18 protein-coding genes are annotated in these 18,838 nt (G+C 38.0%); 2 read left to right on the top strand and 16 right to left on the bottom strand.

The window, feature by feature from the left end; all coding sequences use genetic code 11:
• Positions 1 to 504 precede the first annotated feature (504 nt).
• From ACYVHJ_RS22090 to ACYVHJ_RS22080, 3 genes are read right to left on the bottom strand one after another with little or no spacing between them, the layout of a single operon-like run.
• Positions 505 to 1,323 (bottom strand): CPBP family intramembrane glutamic endopeptidase, encoded by an 819-nt coding sequence (locus ACYVHJ_RS22090; RefSeq protein WP_460519386.1) that lies wholly within the window; start codon positions 1,321 to 1,323, stop codon positions 505 to 507.
• Positions 1,304 to 1,771 carry a GNAT family N-acetyltransferase gene (locus tag ACYVHJ_RS22085; RefSeq protein ID WP_460519383.1) on the bottom strand — a complete coding sequence of 156 codons (468 nt, stop codon included), beginning with the start codon at positions 1,769 to 1,771 and terminating at the stop codon, positions 1,304 to 1,306. Before ACYVHJ_RS22085 ends, ACYVHJ_RS22090 begins: the two co-directional genes overlap by 20 nt.
• A complete protein-coding gene (locus tag ACYVHJ_RS22080; RefSeq protein WP_460519380.1) occupies positions 1,768 to 2,892 on the bottom strand; it encodes a flavin-dependent monooxygenase in 1,125 nt (374 codons plus the stop codon). The genes ACYVHJ_RS22085 and ACYVHJ_RS22080 overlap by 4 nt, the downstream gene beginning before the upstream one ends.
• A gap of 54 nt (positions 2,893 to 2,946) precedes the next feature.
• Between ACYVHJ_RS22080 and ACYVHJ_RS22075 the strand changes: the two genes are divergently transcribed.
• A complete protein-coding gene (locus tag ACYVHJ_RS22075) occupies positions 2,947 to 3,558 on the top strand; it encodes a TetR/AcrR family transcriptional regulator (RefSeq protein WP_460519377.1) in 612 nt (203 codons plus the stop codon).
• A 76-nt stretch (positions 3,559 to 3,634) separates the two neighbouring features.
• Here the strand turns inward: ACYVHJ_RS22075 and ACYVHJ_RS22070 are convergent, their stop codons facing one another.
• The 13 genes from ACYVHJ_RS22070 to ACYVHJ_RS22010 all read right to left on the bottom strand — a co-directional run bounded on the left by ACYVHJ_RS22070 (position 3,635) and on the right by ACYVHJ_RS22010 (position 16,373).
• Positions 3,635 to 4,288, bottom strand: a complete 654-nt coding sequence (locus ACYVHJ_RS22070) for a hypothetical protein (protein ID WP_460519374.1) — start codon at positions 4,286 to 4,288, stop codon at positions 3,635 to 3,637.
• 119 nt (positions 4,289 to 4,407) lie between these two features.
• Positions 4,408 to 4,962, bottom strand: a complete 555-nt coding sequence (locus ACYVHJ_RS22065) for a group II intron maturase-specific domain-containing protein (protein WP_460519372.1) — start codon at positions 4,960 to 4,962, stop codon at positions 4,408 to 4,410.
• A gap of 104 nt (positions 4,963 to 5,066) precedes the next feature.
• Complete coding sequence (gene ltrA / locus ACYVHJ_RS22060; RefSeq protein WP_460519369.1) at positions 5,067 to 6,365, bottom strand: group II intron reverse transcriptase/maturase; 1,299 nt, start codon at positions 6,363 to 6,365, stop codon at positions 5,067 to 5,069.
• A 485-nt stretch (positions 6,366 to 6,850) separates the two neighbouring features.
• Positions 6,851 to 7,117 (bottom strand): reverse transcriptase domain-containing protein, encoded by a 267-nt coding sequence (locus ACYVHJ_RS22055; RefSeq protein ID WP_460519366.1) that lies wholly within the window; start codon positions 7,115 to 7,117, stop codon positions 6,851 to 6,853.
• Between the two features lie 14 nt (positions 7,118 to 7,131).
• Positions 7,132 to 7,563, bottom strand: a complete 432-nt coding sequence (locus tag ACYVHJ_RS22050; RefSeq protein ID WP_460519363.1) for a reverse transcriptase domain-containing protein — start codon at positions 7,561 to 7,563, stop codon at positions 7,132 to 7,134.
• A 590-nt stretch (positions 7,564 to 8,153) separates the two neighbouring features.
• On the bottom strand, positions 8,154 to 8,672 hold the full coding sequence (locus ACYVHJ_RS22045; RefSeq protein ID WP_460519360.1) for a DUF4279 domain-containing protein: 519 nt from the start codon (positions 8,670 to 8,672) through the stop codon (positions 8,154 to 8,156).
• Positions 8,673 to 8,841: 169 nt separating this feature from the next.
• Positions 8,842 to 9,465: a hypothetical protein gene (locus ACYVHJ_RS22040; protein WP_460519358.1), complete on the bottom strand. Its 624-nt coding sequence runs from the start codon at positions 9,463 to 9,465 to the stop codon at positions 8,842 to 8,844.
• A 164-nt stretch (positions 9,466 to 9,629) separates the two neighbouring features.
• Complete coding sequence (locus tag ACYVHJ_RS22035; RefSeq protein ID WP_460519355.1) at positions 9,630 to 10,487, bottom strand: hypothetical protein; 858 nt, start codon at positions 10,485 to 10,487, stop codon at positions 9,630 to 9,632.
• A gap of 146 nt (positions 10,488 to 10,633) precedes the next feature.
• Positions 10,634 to 11,563, bottom strand: a complete 930-nt coding sequence (locus ACYVHJ_RS22030; RefSeq protein ID WP_460519352.1) for a hypothetical protein — start codon at positions 11,561 to 11,563, stop codon at positions 10,634 to 10,636.
• 156 nt (positions 11,564 to 11,719) lie between these two features.
• A complete protein-coding gene (locus ACYVHJ_RS22025; RefSeq protein WP_460519349.1) occupies positions 11,720 to 12,751 on the bottom strand; it encodes a hypothetical protein in 1,032 nt (343 codons plus the stop codon).
• Positions 12,752 to 12,840: 89 nt separating this feature from the next.
• A complete protein-coding gene (locus ACYVHJ_RS22020; protein WP_460519346.1) occupies positions 12,841 to 13,227 on the bottom strand; it encodes a tyrosine-type recombinase/integrase in 387 nt (128 codons plus the stop codon).
• 370 nt (positions 13,228 to 13,597) lie between these two features.
• Positions 13,598 to 14,767 (bottom strand): ATP-binding protein, encoded by a 1,170-nt coding sequence (locus ACYVHJ_RS22015; RefSeq protein WP_460519343.1) that lies wholly within the window; start codon positions 14,765 to 14,767, stop codon positions 13,598 to 13,600.
• A 313-nt stretch (positions 14,768 to 15,080) separates the two neighbouring features.
• A complete protein-coding gene (locus ACYVHJ_RS22010; protein ID WP_460519340.1) occupies positions 15,081 to 16,373 on the bottom strand; it encodes a UDP-N-acetylmuramoyl-tripeptide--D-alanyl-D-alanine ligase in 1,293 nt (430 codons plus the stop codon).
• Positions 16,374 to 16,544: 171 nt separating this feature from the next.
• Here ACYVHJ_RS22010 and ACYVHJ_RS22005 point away from each other — a divergent pair, with 171 nt between their 5' ends.
• Positions 16,545 to 18,674 (top strand): T9SS type A sorting domain-containing protein, encoded by a 2,130-nt coding sequence (locus tag ACYVHJ_RS22005; protein ID WP_460519337.1) that lies wholly within the window; start codon positions 16,545 to 16,547, stop codon positions 18,672 to 18,674.
• Positions 18,675 to 18,838 lie beyond the last annotated feature (164 nt).

Below are 18,838 nucleotides of genomic sequence, written 5' to 3'. Positions count from 1 at the left end.
TCTAATTTAATTTACAAATATAAGCTCATCCTCTTTCAAGTTGGCAAATCGTATTTTAAATTAGCTAACCCCTTTGCTCCACTCCCATTACAGGAGATTCATCACTACTACGGGTTAGTCCGCTACCTTACACTACATTGGTAATCATCTTGCGGTTGCTCTGCTTGATCTTTCCCTTTTACATTAATGTAAGGCTTCCTGCGTTCCATCTATAAGCCCAGATAAAAGTCATGCCCCCTATATGGTAATAACAGCCTAAAATTCACTCCAAAACCGTTTACCTATTCAATAATAAATACTAAAAAAAGGAACCCTAGGACAAAGAACAATTTAAAAACAGCAACTTTTTCATCCTCACATCGCTAAAAAAGCAAAAGAAGAAAATCATTCCCCATAGTAAACCAAGTTCCCAACATCACTTCAATGTTTCATTGAAGTTTACCCTGAAACTTTCTCAGGGTTCAACACTGCATTCAGACTAGGCTGTTCCAGCCATCAGAATGCTTAGTTATTGTGGCTAGTTTTTCTTTTTCTGATGTAAATTTCAGTAGCAACTACACACAATATTAACAGAAAAAAATGAAGGCCTATTCCAAATTGTTCATTAGCTAGTATGGAAGACTCAGAAACATTGGCTGGATAATCCAATGTCCATATAGGTTCAATTCCTTTTTGACCACCAATGATAGATTGAACAAAATTAAGTCCAAAATGTAAACCCGTGGGAACGGCTATCCCTCCAGACCATAAGGCTGTTAATGCATATGCGAAAGCCCATATTCCAGGGCCGAGCAGTGAAGCCTTAGGGCTCCACATCATTAGCATATGATAAACAGCAAATAGAATGGCTAAAATGATTTGTGTTGTTCTAAATCCGAATGCTTTGTTAAGGGTTAATAAAGGGTATGATCGGAATGCCACTTCCTCCATAAAAGCAAGTGGGATAAATGCCATTGACCAGAATAGAAATGGGAATAGTGAAATGTGATCATTTAAAGACAGTTCCAAATTACTATACCATACTTGGGAAAGCATCATCGCTGTAGCAAATACAATACCCAAAGATAACCCAGCCCCAAACTTAGCAAAAGAGCTTTTCTCCCAGCTAAGGCCGTAGTCTTTAGGCTTTTTTTTCTCAAATTTCAGAAATACTATAACTGTAAGTAATACCCCAATCGTACCCAATATTCCTTGGGCATAGCGCTCAAATTGTGATGGAAAAAGGAATTTTAACTGAGATAATAGTGCACCAAAGAATAAATACATTGCTATGAAGCCAATTGATCTTAGTAGTGCTTTTAGTTTAGTATTTAGCTGACTCATTTTTTAATACTATTTGATCTATTAGTTGTCTTCCATTTTCTATGATGGGATGATCGTAGTTGTTGAGAAAAAAATCCTTTCGTATAGCGTGTGGTTTAAAACCATTTTTCTTGTAAAATCTCAAAGAGCTGGAGGAAGCATCACCAGTTCCCACAAGTACAATTTTAGCAGGGTAGATTTCCTTAACCTTTTGAATGCACCAGCTCCCAATCCCACAGTTGCGGTGTTCTTTAATTATCGCCAGATTTTTAATTTCAATGGTATAAGTGTCTATTTCCTGAATAGCGCAGACGCCAACCACCTGATTCTTATTCTTAATTAGATAAATTTCGCATTGGTGAATATAATTATTGATGGCCTCTTTGGTTTCATCAGCCAATAGCAAAAGGGGATACGGAATAAATTCATTGCTTAACCTTTCGCTGAAGTGTAGGGCTGAACTTTTCATAATCCTTCTACGCTATAGAGCGAATTCATTTGCTTGCTCATTACTTTTTCGGGTGTTATTTTCATGATACCCCTAAGAAATATCTGGCCTGCTCTATGGTGTACCATTCGCCCAAAATTCCACGAATTATTTACCACATAGTCTACCTTTTTCCTGCGTTGGGTTTCAAATTTTATGAAGGCATCTTGTGGCGTGTTGGACTCATTTAAGCAGTGGCTCATATAGAAAGCGTCTTCTATTCCCTGACAAGCGCCTTGACCCATATTAGGGGTGGTGGCATGTGCAGCATCACCAAGTAGACAAGTGTGGGAATCATGCCAGGTATCCAATCTTTTCAAATCTATCAGCTCGGTTGTATGCATATCTCCTGATGCCTCAATGATTTTATCTATAATTGGATCAAAGTCTTTAAACAAAGCTGATAATGAAGTTTTGCTTAGTTCTTGAGGGCAAATTTCTTTATTCAAAACCGTGAAGAAGTATACGGAATTGTCAGATAGCTGAGAAAAGCCAAATCTTCGTTTATCTCCCCAAACTTCTTTTCCTTCACATTTTAAGTGATTGGGGAGCGTGATATTTGCAATGCCTCTACAGCAAATTTGTCCGCTTTGCCTAAATTCCGAAGGCAACCCCATGGCCTTTCTCACTCGTGAATTAATGCCATCAGCTCCCAGTACAACATCGGTTTGAATAGTTTTTTTATCAAAATGCAATTGAACCTTTTTCTCATGTACTTCTTGATTTAAATAGGGCATGCCTAGCGCAACAAGATTGAGTTGTTCACATCTATCGTAGAGAATGCGTTGCAGTTTTCCACGATGGATTGCAATTGTTTGGTTTCCATGTTTATCTTCAACAACTGCTTTTTTGATTTTTTTGATAGGTCGAAGGTTAGGATAGGTGATTTCCATTTTGTTGAGCATACAACCTTCATTTATTGCCTCTTCCTTTATTCCAAGCCAATGCAAAATTTGAACAGCATTTGGCTGCAGCCATACGCCAGCACCAATCTCATTAAGTGTTTCAGCCTGTTCGTAAACTTTTGAAGGTATGCCCAGCTTGTGCAAAGCCAATGCTGTAGTTAAACCAGTAATTCCCCCTCCTATTATCGATATATTCATTAACCTTGTAATTTTAGGTCAAATTTACTAAAATAGGTCAAGTATACTAATTTTATGAAAACAAAAGAACGCATACTCTTTAAAGCATTAGAGTTGTTCAATGATCACGGACTTAAGGATGTCACTTTAAGGCAAATAGCAAGTTCCCTTGAAATGAGTCAAGGGAATTTGAATTACCACTTCAAAACAAAAGCAGAAATCGTATCTCAATTGTATTTTGCATTGGTAGAGAAGATGGATTATGAAATGAACAAAATAAGTCATGATAAGCCTCTTCTATCTTTTCTATATGAGAGCGCTCAAGTATCCATGAGTATTTTATTTCAATACAGATTTATTACTCGGGATTTATACCATCTGCTGGGAAGTGATAAAACATTGAAAAAGCATTATCTTCAATTACAGCAAGTGCGTAAGCAACAATACGTATTGCTTTTTGAAAACTTAACTCATCAAGGTCTCATGCGAGAAGAGGAACTGGAAGGTGAATATGAAAGGCTGTATAAGCGCATGAATATCTTGGGTGATAATTGGGTGAATGCTGCTGATTTTTTCAATAAAGAAGATGCGTCAAAAGTAGATTATTATCATGCCTTGTTATTTGAAGTGATTTATCCATATCTAACCAAACAAGGAAAAAAGCAGTACCTAGATTTGTTTAATTAGCCACAACGTCTCGGCTAAAAAGCGTTGCTGTCCCGCAGGGCAGCTATGATTTTTTAGCCATTGTTGGCAGTAGTTTTTACTCTGTCAATATTTTCGTTGTATATTTTGTTACAAAGCTTCTTAAAAAAGAGTCAATAAATTCTTCTGAATCACCATCTTTCTGTAAATCAGCTTTAATTTTCTTGTATTCTTCCGTCTGTTTGAAAGCTTGGAATTGTTTCTCTTTGAATTTTTCGTAATCTTTATATTTAAAGTGCTTTTCTTTTTTCAAATCGCCTTTGTCAATTTCCAATAAAACATATTTTTTGTATGTTGATCCATATCCCATATGAACATAATTTACAAGTTTTCCGTGTGGTATAACAAGAAGTCCTGTCAACCAATATATTTTTAAATCTTTTTGGTCTGGAAATACTTCTTTTATCACACTACGCCATTTATAAGAGTAAGATTCTTTTGAGTTAGTGTCGTGGTATTCGATTTCAATGTCTTTTAAAAATAGTTGGCTATCCTTAACTTCAAAAGTTGCAACATATCCCCGCCATAAAGCTGTGGATATTATTCCGCCTTTGGGTCTTTTGTCAGGGTGTTTTTCAAAATAGGCTTCTAATGGATTGCTATGTAAACTATATTCTTTTCCATTGTAGATTATTTTGTCAGGATACTGTGCTGTCGCAAAAACGTTTAATCCTAAAAATATAGTCAATATTAGTGTCAAAAATGTTTTCATATGTTTATCTCAGTAGGGCTTTTTATAATTACTGCCAATCGAGTAGAGTAAGATACGAAATAATTCGTATCCCCACCCTCTCACACCACCGTACGTACCGGCCGGTATACGGCGGTTCATTAAACATGGCAATATCTTTTGTAAATGTTAGCTGTTGGAACGAAGCCTTTCTTAGCTAAGTGCCCGTTTGTTAATGTGGTACGAAGAATTGGGCTCTGCACAACATGCCAGCCACCTCTTCTTGTAAAACCCCACTTAACCGCAAGCCACTCTGGTAAGCCGAGTTTAATAAGGTTCCGTATTCTGGTTCTTATTCGTTTCCAACTCTTCCAAATGCAATACCGAAGTCGGCTCCCTAGGAGACGATCTAAATCGACAAGCCTTGTTTTGATGTTGGCATAACGGAAATAACCAATCCATCCGGAACAGTATTGCTTAAGCTTTGCTACCCTAGCCTCATATGAGAGGGGATAGCTTTTCTTGGTAATGGCTTTGCACCTTCTGACAAACTTTTGCCAGTTGCTTTCCATGACTTTTAAGCCAAATCTTTGGCTGCATGTCCTGTAAATACCATAACCCAACAGCTCCATGTGTCCAACGTAACGAACGGCACTTTTCTCTTTATTAACCTTAAGCTTTAGATTGCCTTCTACAAACCTGTTCATGGATTGCATGACCCGTAAAGCTGATCGCTTTGTTTTAAGATAGATACTGAATCGAGTAAGCCCAGGGAACCTCCCCCTGAGCTTCTCACAGATCCGTGCGTGATAGTCTCCCATCACACGGCTCTTCTTATTCCAGCCACCCCTAAATTTTCAGGGTTCGGAGGACGGACACCTAAGCGCCAATGGGCAAACAGATTGGGGTTTTGGTAACAAACCTTACCCAACCAATGCTCCGATCGCCTCTTGTGCCGTCGCAACTTTTTGAATTTCCTGCTTGCCCAGTGCGACAATCTGCGGTTTAAGCTTTGGAATAGCGGGTACAGGGCTGATTTATAAAACCGGCCATAGTAGTTGATATAGCCCTGCAACTTTGCATTGAACATACGGGCCAGATCTTCTATACTTTTATCACTCCGGTTTTGTAGATTCCAGCTCCTGATTTCCCTGCCAATTCTTACCTTGGCCTTATTGCTGATAGCTGGGCTGAAGTTGATAAAGTGTTTACCCCATCTGTTCTTCGACCTGCGTGCCCTAAATGTAAATCCTAAAAAGTCAAACTGCTCGTTCTCATGGTGGCCTCTTCGGTCATCATCTCGACAGTAGACTAACTTGGTCTTTCTTTCATTTAGAGACAGCCCGCATTGGGACAGCCTTTCGCTAATGGCCTCCTGTAATTGTGCTGCTTCCTGTTTGCTCCGGCAATGGCAGATACTATCATCTGCGTACCGCTCAAACTGGATATCCGGGTAATTCCTTTTCATCCATTCATCAAAAGTATAATGCATGAAAAGATTTGCAAGGATGGGACCTATTACTGAACCTTGAGGAATTCCTTGATCCCTCGCCTGACTCTTCCCGTTTGATCTTTGATAGGGTACCTTTAGCCATCTTTCGATATACAACAGCACCCATCTTTCTTGGGTATGGCGTTTTAACGCCTTCAGCAATAATTCATGGTCTATGGTATCGAAAAATCTTCGGATATCCATATCCAATACCCAGTCTCTCCTCCAGCATCTTCGTCTTGCTCGTTCTACCGCATCGTGGGCAGATTTCCCAGGACGATAGCCATAGGAATCTTCATGGAAGATTGGTTCCAGAATCGGTTCTAGATAGTTTACCGCTAACATTTGGGCTATTCGATCCAACACGGTTGGAATGCCTAATGGACGGGTTTCTCCTTTCTGGCCTGCTTTCGGTATTTCAACCAGCTTTACAGCTTGCGGATGGTAACTGCCTGAACTCATTCGGTTCCATAATTTATAGAGATTCTTCCCTATTTTTAACTCAAAGTCTTCCAGACTTATACCATCAATGCCCGCTGATCCACTGTTTCTCTTTACCTGCAGGTAGGCCTTCCATACTTGCCGCTTTGGAATTTCAAACGGCTTTGCTGTCTTAGTTGAGTTCATCCTAAAATTAATTTTCAGTTGGCTAACTTTCAGCTAGAATAAGCTGCCCCCTTCGCTCCACCTCAATTACTAAGGCTTCTTCACTACTACGGGGCAGTCTGCCCCTGTACGGTGTATTGGTACTCAGAGCCTAACAGGTCTGCTGATTGGCTCGCTCCCTTAGCACCACCGCCCAGGTTCCCAAGTTCCTTGACGACGCCTCTTTACAGCTCATGCCATCTTTGTGCCGGATGCCGACCAGACAGCGATACAGGTCTCTTCTGGACTTATCCCGGGTTAACGACTTCCTCCCGGTTCTGACATCTTCCCTACGCTTTCGACATGTCTTCAATGGTTTCCTTACGGTCATCTTCTGTAAAGTCACTTGATAGTTTTACTCTACCTTTTCCGTATCACTCACTACAAAGCCTCTTAAGCAATGCAGCATACGGTAGTTTGATACCAGTTCCTGTTAACCGATACCGGAGGGCCTACCTCCATCATCGTCAAAGCATAGAAGACTTATTCCTATCAGTCTTCTTTCTTGGCGTACAATCATCTGCATATCTTACAAAACGATGCTTGCGATATTCCAATTCCTTGTCTAACTCATTAAGAAGAATGTTCGATAATAAAGGGCTGAGTGGGCTTCCCTGAGGTGTCCCCTCTTTCCGTTTGGATGTTACCCCATCGAGTAATATCCCTGATTGCAAATATCTTCTTATGAGACTTAGTAGAGTCTTATCCTGAATATCCTTGGCTAACAGGCTCATTAGATAGTCATGACTTACCCTGTCAAAGAATTTGGACAGGTGATATCCACCACATAACGTGAACCGCTATTGGCATATGCCAGCGCCTGTTTTATAGCTTGATGTGCACTCTTCCCTTTTCGAAATCCGTAACTGAATGGCGAAAATTTAGAATCAAAGATTCCATTCAACACCTGCTGTATAGCCTGTTGTAGTAAACGGTCTAAAACTGTCGGTATGCCAAGTAGCCGTTTTCCTCCTTTGGGTTTATCAATTTCCACTCCCTTAACAGGTTGGGGACGATAACTCCCGTCCAAAACTGAAGCCTTGATAGTATGCCAGTGTGCTTTTAGATAAAGCTTCAATTCCAAAACCTCCATCCCATCAACACCTGCGCAGCCCCTGTTGCCTACAACACGGTCATAAGCTGCTTTCATATTATCCCTACTTACAATTTCTTCAATCATTTACTGTTTTCTATTGCTGCTTTTCATTGAAAGAATACCTCCAAATGCTAGGATACTACCAGTGACACATCCAGAGAATTTCAGTACAACTGCAAGCGTTTAATGTTCTGTCCTTCGTTACTTTGTGAGGCCTCCAGTTTATCCGTTTCCTAGGGACTGGCTCGTATTTCCGTAACTACTATGACTTCTGCTGACTTCTCACCCTAACCACACGTGGTTGATGAAATCTCCCCGGGTAATGGCATTAACTTTCCCCCTATCGCTGCCGCATCTACGTAGTTCACTATGTGGTAAACAACGGACTTTGATGTGACGTGCCATCTCATCCTAAGCAAACACCCGCCTCTATATGCGGTTCTTGTTCATCAGTACAGGGTTTTGCAGTCTGGCTTCTAATATATCCTGATCCCTCAGGGCTTCATGCGACAACTCGCGATGCTACACTTGCCACTTGCTAGCAGTTCAGTTTACCTCTGCCTGCTCGGGACTTTCACCCTATAGTTAATACCCATGCCGGGCGCACACGTTCTGGCTATGCGCAGTGTCCCGCAGGGCATTGCGTATAGGTGTTGTTGTGGGTATGTAGTTTTTTATTCATCATCATTTTCTTCTTCTCCATCGTAATAAATGTCAAATACGACTTCAAGGTTTCTGTCACTTAGCATTCTCATAATCTCGGGTTTAAGACTAAAACCTCTGTTCCAATTCTCCATATACCCTGCAACGTCAATCCAAGCATCGTATTTGGAAGTTAATTTTTTCCAATTTTCTAAATCAGACGTCAATGAGTTTAACAAGTCCTCTAATTTCTTATTCAAGTCAGTATTATCTCTTTTTGAAGTCAAATACCATTTACCCCAATCTGTTATTCTTGTCTTATTTGAGTTTCCCATAGGGTGTCTTTCATCAGGATTCCAAGATTTTGTTGGTTCTGCCCCAATTAATTTGGTAATCTCATGCCTATCCAAATCCTTAGAATAAAAATTCACTCCAACACTAAACTCTTCGAACGTTCCACCGATTTCTGCAATGTGTTCAGTTTCGTCAAGATTAACAGGCTCCCTTATTATTTCTTCCCCATTTTCGTCAAACCATCTTGTTGAACTCATATAGATTCTGTTTTCTTCTATAACCCACAACGGTTTGCATATGGCTTGTGGCGGTTTCGAAGCACTTCCTGTCCACCGAAATGAAACTTGGCTACGGAGCAAAAACCTTGCTGGTAGCCGTTCACCCGCCATAAGCTATATGTTTTGTTATGGGCTGCCTTTTTTATTTTTAGTTCACTTTATAAATCATTTCGTAGTCGTGGGCTGTCACAAACATTGGTGTTTTGCACCATTCACTTTCTTCGTCTTTATAGGTCTCTCGAAATAGTTCTTGTAATCGCAGAATAACAAGCAGTTCACAGACTTCATATGCCTGTTCAATATTTGGTTCTTCAAATCTGTTGTTTTCGTGAACGTCTTCAAAGGCATTTTGAATTTCTTCAAAACCTGTAATTGTCAAGTCATTTGCAGTTGAGTCATAAAAGTCAGACAACCATTCCCAGTCTGTCAAACTGTAATTTTCAAAAGAGAATAAGTCAATAAACCAACGGTCATAGTTGATTGTAAAACCATTCATTTCGCAATAGTATGCCGCAGGTTTTACTTCTTTTCCAGAACCGAATAGATTTTTTATAAATCCTTGTTTCTTCTTTAAAACTTCTTTTGTCGTCTTATCAAATTCGTTTATGTGTTTTGCCAAGTCAGAAGTCAAATGCAATAAGTTCTTGTCAAGAATTTTGTGAAAGTCAGTTTTCGGTATTTTTTTCAGTTCCTGTTCTGCTATAGCAATTGCTTCGTCAAGTTTTTTGCTTTCGAGAAGTTCGGATAGTTTATCTGCTAATTCAAAGTTCATTGATTACAGTCGGCTTTTAGGTTGCCCATAACGTGGTTCAGCTTGGAGACGGCGAGCTTTCTGAGACGTTCACTTCAAGCCTACTCCTAACTTCTTAAAAATAATGATTTTCATATTTAATCGGTACCGGACGCTGTATCCAAGGTGATGTTGTAAGTAGTGTTTTATTCATTCAATAGTTCATTTGTCAGTTCAATTTTTTCTGAACCGTAATTTTCTATATACTCAACTAATTCAGTTATTTTACTTAAGTTTTTCGGTAATGAATCTGCCATTAAATTTGTTAGGATTTCTGTCTGTTTGAACTCAAAAGGTTTAAATTCTAAGTCCTTTCCAATTGATAGATTATAAATCCAATAAATGCTAATTCCACTGTTTGTAAACCAACCTGTTAATGATTCTATTTCTAAATTCGATTTACCAATCCATTTTACCCTTCCATAATATAGGTGAGAATATTCATTTAGATGTGAGAATTCCTTTTTGTAATATTTCTGTAGGTTGATAATATCAGGCTTCAAGTAAAACTTAAATTTGATATGGTTTAGAATTTCTGTCTTTTCAGTAAGAAAATCTATTAAATCATTACTTACCTCAGTATTTCCTGTAGCAATATGACAACCAAATATCTTTATAAAATATCTAAATAGGTCTTTAATTTTATTTTCCCATTCAGTTCCGTAAATATTTTTAAAATCGATTTCTCCATATTTTAGAATCAGAGAATTATTTTTCCTTAAATAATCAGAGAAAATAGAGTAGGAATCATCCCAAGGTTGACTAGTCTCATTATTACATTTTTTGCAAAACACATTTTCAAAAGTCAATATTCTTGCTTTAGGTCCTCTAATAGCAGTTTCTTTGTTTTTTATGTGTACGGGTTGAAATTGTTGATTCTTTGAATAATCTCCTTTTCCATACCTTGAAGTAATATCAGACTTTTTGAATTTATGTTCGTCTGAATCTGCAAATTCATTACATATCCAACAAGTTTCATTATATGTTTTTGAGTTCAGATACATTACTTACAACGGTAAATTGTATGAGTAGTGGCAGATAGCGTGGTAGTTTCCTGTCAAACCGCTACGCAGTTTGAGCGGTCTACAAACCTTGATATTTGGCACTTTACCTGCCATTACTTATACAAAATGTTAGCTATCGTTTTAATTCATTTTTTTACTATTAGTCTTTCATTGGGATAGTCAATAGTCAAATTGAATTGTTTCATGACTTCAAGCCCTACCTTTCCGTTTCTACCACTTTCAGAATAGATGTTATTTGGTAAAAATGCTGTTGGAATACTGTCAATTTCGATATCTCCGAGTTGGATTTTTTCTGTTACTCCGATATATATTTCATATTTTCCAGATATTCCATACCCTTCCTTTTTCTCTGCATTTTCGGGTATATCAAAACCATTTATCGTTGAGGGTATTAGCTCAAGTGTACCCAGATTTCCTAAATCTAATTGAAGTTTTATTGTTTCAATCGAATTCTCATTAGACTTTATTTTACAATTTATGTAAGGCTTATTATCATGAAAACTTAATGCTAACAAATTACCTGATTTATCATCATTAATAGCATTGGAATTCTTGTAAACCGTACCTCTGCCTGATTCAAAATCCATCTGTAATGGGAAACTTTTAAGAATATCATACCCAATCATACCATCTATTCCTATTTGTTTTATATATGAGTTAAATTCTGCTGGAAAGCGTTCCATGTCTGTCATTATCCCCGAAACATTTTCAAAGTTTATCGATTCGAAATGAAAGTTTAAATTATGGATGAATCGTCCGTCAATGCTATGAATACCTTCCTTTGAATTTAACGGTTTTCCTTTGATATACTTTAGTTTATTTGTTTGTTCGTTTGGGAAAATCAAAATCTGATTTGCTCCTGTATCAAATATAAATTGTAACGTATCCTTTTCAGCTACAATTGGAATTAGTATAAAGCCCTTCGATAAATCAATTTCAAATTCATTCGCCAACTCCGTTTCATTTTCAAACCAATAGATTCGTTCCTCTTTGATTTTTTCATTACAACCACCTAAGAATATTAGTAGTATACCAAATGCAAGAAATCTTGTCATATAATTTGTTTTAATGATAGCTAACGTGATTCAGCTTGGAGCCGGCGGGCTTTTGGAGACGTTCGCTTCCAGCCTACACCTAACTTCTTAAAGATAATGATTTTCATATTTAATCGAAACCGCCCGCTGTATCCAAGGTGATGTTGCCCACAGTATTTATTCTATCCGTTGATGTATTTTTTCTAATTCGTTTTTATTCTCTTCTAATCTTTTTTTAATATTCTCAAAATTGACAGTCAAATAATGTTTTTCCATTTTAATTCCTTTTATGTCGTTAATGCAATTTTGGACTGATTCTGTCATTTTGTGAGTTCTTTTGTCAAATCGTAAGTTTGCTAAAATTGACAGTAAAGGAATAAAAAAATCTTTTTCTAATTTAAATACATCATAATTCCCATCCTGCATATATGGTTTAACTTCGGTATCAAATAAATCGAGTATTGGTCTATATCTTTGGTCATTAAGTGGGTCAGCATTTAATTCTTGTTCTAACTCGCTACCATATATTGCAAAAGATTTAAGTAATTCTTGTAAGTCTTTTGATAAATTGGTTACGTGTTGAGAAGTCCCATTTTTATATTCAATATACTTTTCTTTTAACGTTGTATAGTGATGTCTCACAACTGTTACATAAGAATTTATTTGATTAACATCTTCAATAGCAATATTGTATTTTTTCTTTTTGAACCTCTCCAAGTATTTTAATAAATCCGTTTTGTCAAGTGATTTAAAGGATTCGCCTTCTAAATAAGTTTCCACTTTAAGATTAGGCATTTTAAACTCTTCTTTTTTATGTTCTGTTAAAAATTCATCGATAGAATTGATTTGTCTTTCAATAGGTTTTTTTAAGTTTTGTAGTTCTATTGTCCATCTTTTAGCCGTTTTTTTAATTTTTTTATTGTTCGTTAGATAATCAATGAAACGATTTACTCCAATACCTAATAACAAAGTCAATATTGGAAATATATACTTGAAATAATCTGTTTTTTCTGGTTCTATAAACTGAAATAAAATTTGTTTTTTGTCATTTTCGACTCCAATTTTCATTGTGTCTTTTTTATTCAAAAGAATAGCCTTTTCTGTTGATATTTTATCTCGCACAAAAGTTGAATCATTCTCATTTGTTGAAATTTGAGAAAAGGTATTTAAAAAGCTAAATGCTATAATTATAACTAAAATTTTCTTCATTGTTTATATTGTGGGCAACTTGTTTATATGCGCAGTTTTATTGCACAATATATCCTTATTTGGTTGACTTTGTGTAGTTTTATTTCACTTTATATTTTTATGTCCATATCCTCTATTGGACTTCGAATCTCCCTGATTTCTCGATTACTTACATGTGTATAAATCTCTGTGGTTTTACTGCTTTGATGCCCCAGTAGCTCTTGTATATACCGAATATCCGTCCCTCCTTCATGCAGATGAGTGGCATAGGAATGCCGTAACCAATGTGGAGTGACCGGCTTTTTAATGCCCGCTTTTTCCACCGCAGCTGTTAATACGGCTGCCAGGCTCTTGGCACTGTATTGACCTCCTCCCCTTCCCTCAATCAGGTATTTCTTTGAAATACTGTAGTAATTCAGACACCTGAGTAGGTGTATAGGGAACTGCCCAAACCCGCTCCTTGAGGTACCACTTACATTCCGGAAATCCTTTAACAATCTCTTTTAACTCGAAATCATAGGGGAATTCCAGCCGTATAATAGGTAGCTTTTGAAACCTATCGTTTTTCAAAATAATGGTCTTACGCATACGGTTGAAAAAAATATTTACCACAAGATACAAAAATTCAGGATTTCCCTACTACCTAAATCGTTTGAAGTCATTGTTTTGGACCCGGATTACCTAATAGGATTTCCTGAACTTTCTCAGGGACTGTTGCAATCGCAAGAAAACAGGCTGTTTGGCTGATTTTGAAGCGACTTCAACACGGAATAGAAAGTCTATTGCCTATTTCGGGTTAAATTTGCATTTTACCCCCTCTGACATTAACAAAATGTTAATGCCTAGGCATTCATTTGTTTTAGTCTTTTAATAATTCAATCCAAAAGCCCAAAGAGGAATCTCATTGCGATATCCATATTCTATATCATCTTTCACAACAAATGATTTACCATCTTTTTCTATTTGATTCTGTTGCTTATTTTTTCCTCCAACCTCAAATGTATAGTGCTCAATTACGAAACCTGCTTTTTTTGAAGATATAAACTCATTTTTCACTTGCATTTGATTGAAAAAGAAGGATTCTCGCAAATTACCAACATTTGATTTTTCTCCAACCAAGTTGAAAATGATATTTGTATTATCTAAGAAAACCTTATCAACTTTTCCTAATCCTCGAATTCCACCCGTTTCATTTCGTAACTGCCCAATAAGTCCTGCTTTTTCCATATATGAAAAATAATCATCTAAGGAGTTCCTACTTACACCAATCATTTCAGAAATTTTTGAAAAATTAGGTTTAAACGGTACACTTTCTGCAATGATGGAAAGTAATCGTTTTAGTTTTCGACCTGTCCCAACGCTTAGGTTTGCATATTGCGGAATATCCGATTCTAAAGTTTGAACTATAATTTGACCTAAACGTAAACTCATTTCATTTTCTATACCAAATGGATAGTACCCTCGTCTCAAATAATCATTAAATAGCGGTAAGGGATGTTGAATATTCACAAGTTTTACTTCATTATTTATGATTTGTTTTAAAGTGTATATGTCCGATTCATAATTATGAAACAATTTCAAATATTCACGAAATGACAACCCTTGTAATTTGTAAATAATTGCTCTACGGCTTAAATCAGCAGAACCTTTAAGGATGTCAAGTACAGAAGAACCTGTAAATACAACTTTCAATGTAGGAAATGAGTCATAAATGTTTTTAAGTTCTCGTGACCAGTCAGTGTATTTATGAATTTCGTCTATAAATAAATATTCTCCTGCATTTTTAAAGAAATCTTCTGCTAAATCAATAAGTCTATGGTCTCCAAAATACATATCATCGGCTGAAACATATAAGGCTTTCTTACTATCTAATTTTTCTTTGATGTGTTGAAGAATCATGGTAGTTTTTCCAACTCCACGAGCACCGATAATCCCAATCATTCGGCTTTCCCACGAGACGTTATCGTACAAATAGCGTTTAAAATCTGTTGTGGTATTTTGTAATAGCGTTTCAAATTTCTGATATAATGTTCTCATAATTTCTCAATACTACTTCCACAAATATACAGAAATGCACAACGTATTCAACAATATACCCTATTAATTGCTCAATACAATGTGCAGTATTTCTCTTGGAGTTAACGGGTTACTACTGCATGAAGTTGGCGATTTCGAAGCAAGTAACTGTCAACCAATCACTAAAATTGATAGAAGCACAAGGCAGTAAAAAGTCATCCTATCAGCAGGAGTCTTTCAATTACTTTAATCCCCTATGCTCAATACCGATCCTTGGCAGTAAATGTTAAAAAACAAATACTATTAATCCATGTAATTCCTCAAAAGCCCCCCCTTAAATAAAACCAAGCAAGCCTTCCAGCTTCATGCCCCTACTCCCTTTGATTAGAATCTGATAGTCTTCCAATTTGGAGTCTTGGAGCCAGTTCCTTAGAGAAAAAGGATCGGGAAAATAAAGGGCTTTAGGAGCTTTAGACAAGGCATACTGGGTATCCTTTCCGGTAAAACAAATTTTATCCAAGCTCATTTGATTCACCAACTCCCCCACTTTCTCATGCTCAGCCTTGCTGTACTCCCCTAACTCATACATGTCGCCAAGGATTACCATCTTACGCTTGCGTTTATCCAACTTATCGAAAGCCTTTAAGGCGGCTTCCATGCTGGAAGGATTGGCATTGTATGCATCCAGCAATACCAGGTTGCTTCTTTTTTCGATGACCTGAGATCGCATATTTTCCGGAACATATGCAGCAATGGCCTTGGCGGCTTCCTTCATGGGCACTTCAAAGAATTCGGCCACACACAGGGCTGCAGCAATATTATCAAAGTTATAATGCCCTATCAGATTGGACACATAGCTTGACTCATCAGGTGGCAAGCTAAAGGAGACATTAGGTGAGGCACCTAGGAATGCTACTTGACAAAAATCAGCTTTACCTGGAAACAGTACAGGGTTTTTGAATCTCTTGATCATATTGGTAAAGATCTCCTGCCCCGAATTGATAAATACCTGTCCCCCTGTTTCCCGCAAATATTGAAATAGCTCAGTCTTGGTTTTTAACACCCCTTCTATTCCTCCCATGCCCTCCAAATGTGCCCTGCCTATATTGGTGATCAATCCATGGCTTGGCAAAGCGATCCGACACAATTCATCAATATCTCCCTGCTTGCTGGCCCCCATTTCTATTATGGCAATCTCAGTTTCCGGCTTCAAACCTAATAGCGTCAATGGCACCCCTATATGGTTATTAAGATTGCCAATGGTTGCCTGCACCTTATACTTTCCTGACAAAGCCCTATCCAAGAGCTCCTTGGTAGTGGTTTTGCCATTGGAACCGGTCAATCCTATTACCGGTATGTCCAATTGTTTCCGGTGATGAGTCGCCAATTGCTGCAAAGCTCTTAATACATCCTTTACCAAAAAATACCGCTCGTCCTTAACCACTTTCGGATCATCCACCACCACTGCCTTGGCTCCTGATGCTAGGGCCTTTTCCGCATATTGGTTCCCATCAAATGAGGGGCCTTTTAAAGCAAAAAACAAGTCCCCTTCTTCAATGGTCCGGGTATCCGTTGACACTCGTTTTGAGGAAAGGTAAAGGTCATACAGTTGCGCTATCTTATCCATTTCGGCTAATCATTTATTTGAAAAAACAAACAAGTCCTTTTCTTCCCTTGTTTACAAAAGAAGTAATGTATCTGTTTTTTACTAAATCTCGTTAAAGTTCAAAAATACCTTTCTTAACGGAAAGCAAAAAATTAATTTTAAACCCTAAGAAGATTTAGCTGCCAAATCCCTATGTTGACAAAATCAATTTACCTGCTCTTGTTGCTTATTTTCATCACACCCATTGCTAAGGCCCAATACAACTTTGCTTTTGAAACAAATTTGGAAGTGTTGGACGAAAATGGTGAGGTCCTACCCATGGCTTTTACAGGAGGTATAAATGCTGCACAACTCCAGCAATTTGACAGCAACAACAATGGTGAAGAGGAACTGGTAATTTGGGACATCAATTCAGGGAACATAAAGGTTTTTGAAAAAAACGGTACTGCCTACCGCTATCTCCCGGGGGGAAGTTATTTGTTTCCGGAAGATGTCAATGCATTTCTGCTCCTGGTAGATTTTGATGGGGATGGTAAAAAAGATTTGTTTACCGGCTCCCCATTTGGCATCAAAGCCTACAAAAACATTACCCCTGAGAACAGTACCTTACCTGTATGGGAAGTAGCCCAAAACTTTTTGCGCCTGGAAAATGGATCTAACCTCACGGCCAATATTCTGGATATTCCGCTTATTGAAGACATTGATCAGGATGGGGATTTGGACGTACTTACTTTTAATTTTGCCTCAGGGGATTTTTTAGAATATTACCAGAATACCAGTGTGGAACGCAAGGGTAGCCCTGACATTGACCAGTTCGAGGCTTCCCAAAACCATTGGGGGAACTTTGAATTTTGTGATTGTGGAGACATTAGTTTTGGTATCACATGCGGTGGAAGTCCCATCAGCAACGCCCGGCTGGATGCAGAAAAATTAAAAACCCTTCATTCCGGTGGACACTCCCTACTATACAAAGATCTTAATCAGGATGGAATCAAAGACCTACTTATGGGAAGAGATGAATGCAACAGCCTGTATTTCTTGGCCAATGAAGGGACAGATATCGCTCCGGTTTTCACTTCTATCAGTACAAGCATCCCCCAATTTGGTCAATTGCCTCAATTCCCTAATTTCCATGCAGGATTTGTTTTGGAAGACGACTTGATTGTTTCTTCCCATTCTTCTGCCACTTCTTACAATTATAATATAGACTTTGCGAAAGCACTTTACCGTATCCCAACAGGACCTAATACCAGCACTGAACTGTTTTTAAAACCGGATATGCTGGACTTTGGAGAAAATCCCCGACCCTTTTATATTGGAAATAAATCCAATGGTGAACTCTTCATCGCAGCCAATACCAAGGTAGGAGACGATGTACAAGGAAGAATATTCGCTTATGAAATAACAGCAAATAAAGCCCTACTCACATCCAGTGATTATCTCAATATAAGTGAGCTCGAATTGACAGAACCCAATTACCAAAGGTACACTTCCAAAGACAATCAATCTTTCCATATCATTGCAGGGGACATCTATGAAGAAAATATTCCTTATAAAAAAATTTACGTGGCGCCTGTTGCCAGCCCTGAAGCACGCAATGAATTGGTATTTCCATCACTTGTTTTGAGAGGTTTGGATCAGGTTCACCTTTTTCACGACCAAACGAACGACTACCTACTTTTGGCCAGACAAACCGGTGAGTTACTGCTCTATTCTTTAGACATTGACAATGGATTTGAGCTGAAGTTATTGGAAAATGATTTTTTGGGGTTTATTGACAATCCTGTAGCAAGAAATCTATCCGTTGCCGTAAAATCAGGTGCTTCCCCTTTATTAATGGCCATCAACCAACAGGGTATCTTGTATGCCATTGAGGATTTTCTTCAGGAAAGCGAGACCGTTCAAGTAGCTATCCATTTGTATGACCAAATATTTGATGCCACACGGTTTGGCAAAAACACCTCCCTTACATTTGTCCCGGAATTATTGGGAGAAGGTTTTGATTTGATCCTTGGAAATAGGGCCGGTGGTTTGGAATACCTGAGCCAATTGGATGATGGGGGTTCCGAACCCGGAGCTACCACGGAAATAGTACTGTTCCCCAACCCCACACATGGACAGGAATTCAAAATTGTGATCAATCGAGCTGCTAAGCTGAACATCTACAGTACATCCGGCGCCCTTATTTTGGACGGCATAGACTTGGTAAAAAATCAGGAAAACTTATTCAATGGCCATCACCTACCTTCAGGCTTGTACTTGCTAGAATTCATAAATGATGCCAATGAGAGGCATTACAAAAAGCTGATTGTTAGTCCTTAAATCGTACCCGTAAAAATCCCTCCTTACTTTTTCCGGGACATGCTCTGCTCTCTTATCAAGGGGGAGTTTCAGAATCGGGATTTTATGCTGAATTGATAGGATTCAATCGGGCTGACAAAATTTAGCCCAAAGAAACGAACCCGGAAATCTTAATAATAACGAAC

The organism is Cyclobacterium sediminis (genome assembly GCF_054781075.1).
Note: the sequence above shows the minus strand (reverse complement) of the source record. Positions and strands in the feature narration are given on the sequence as shown.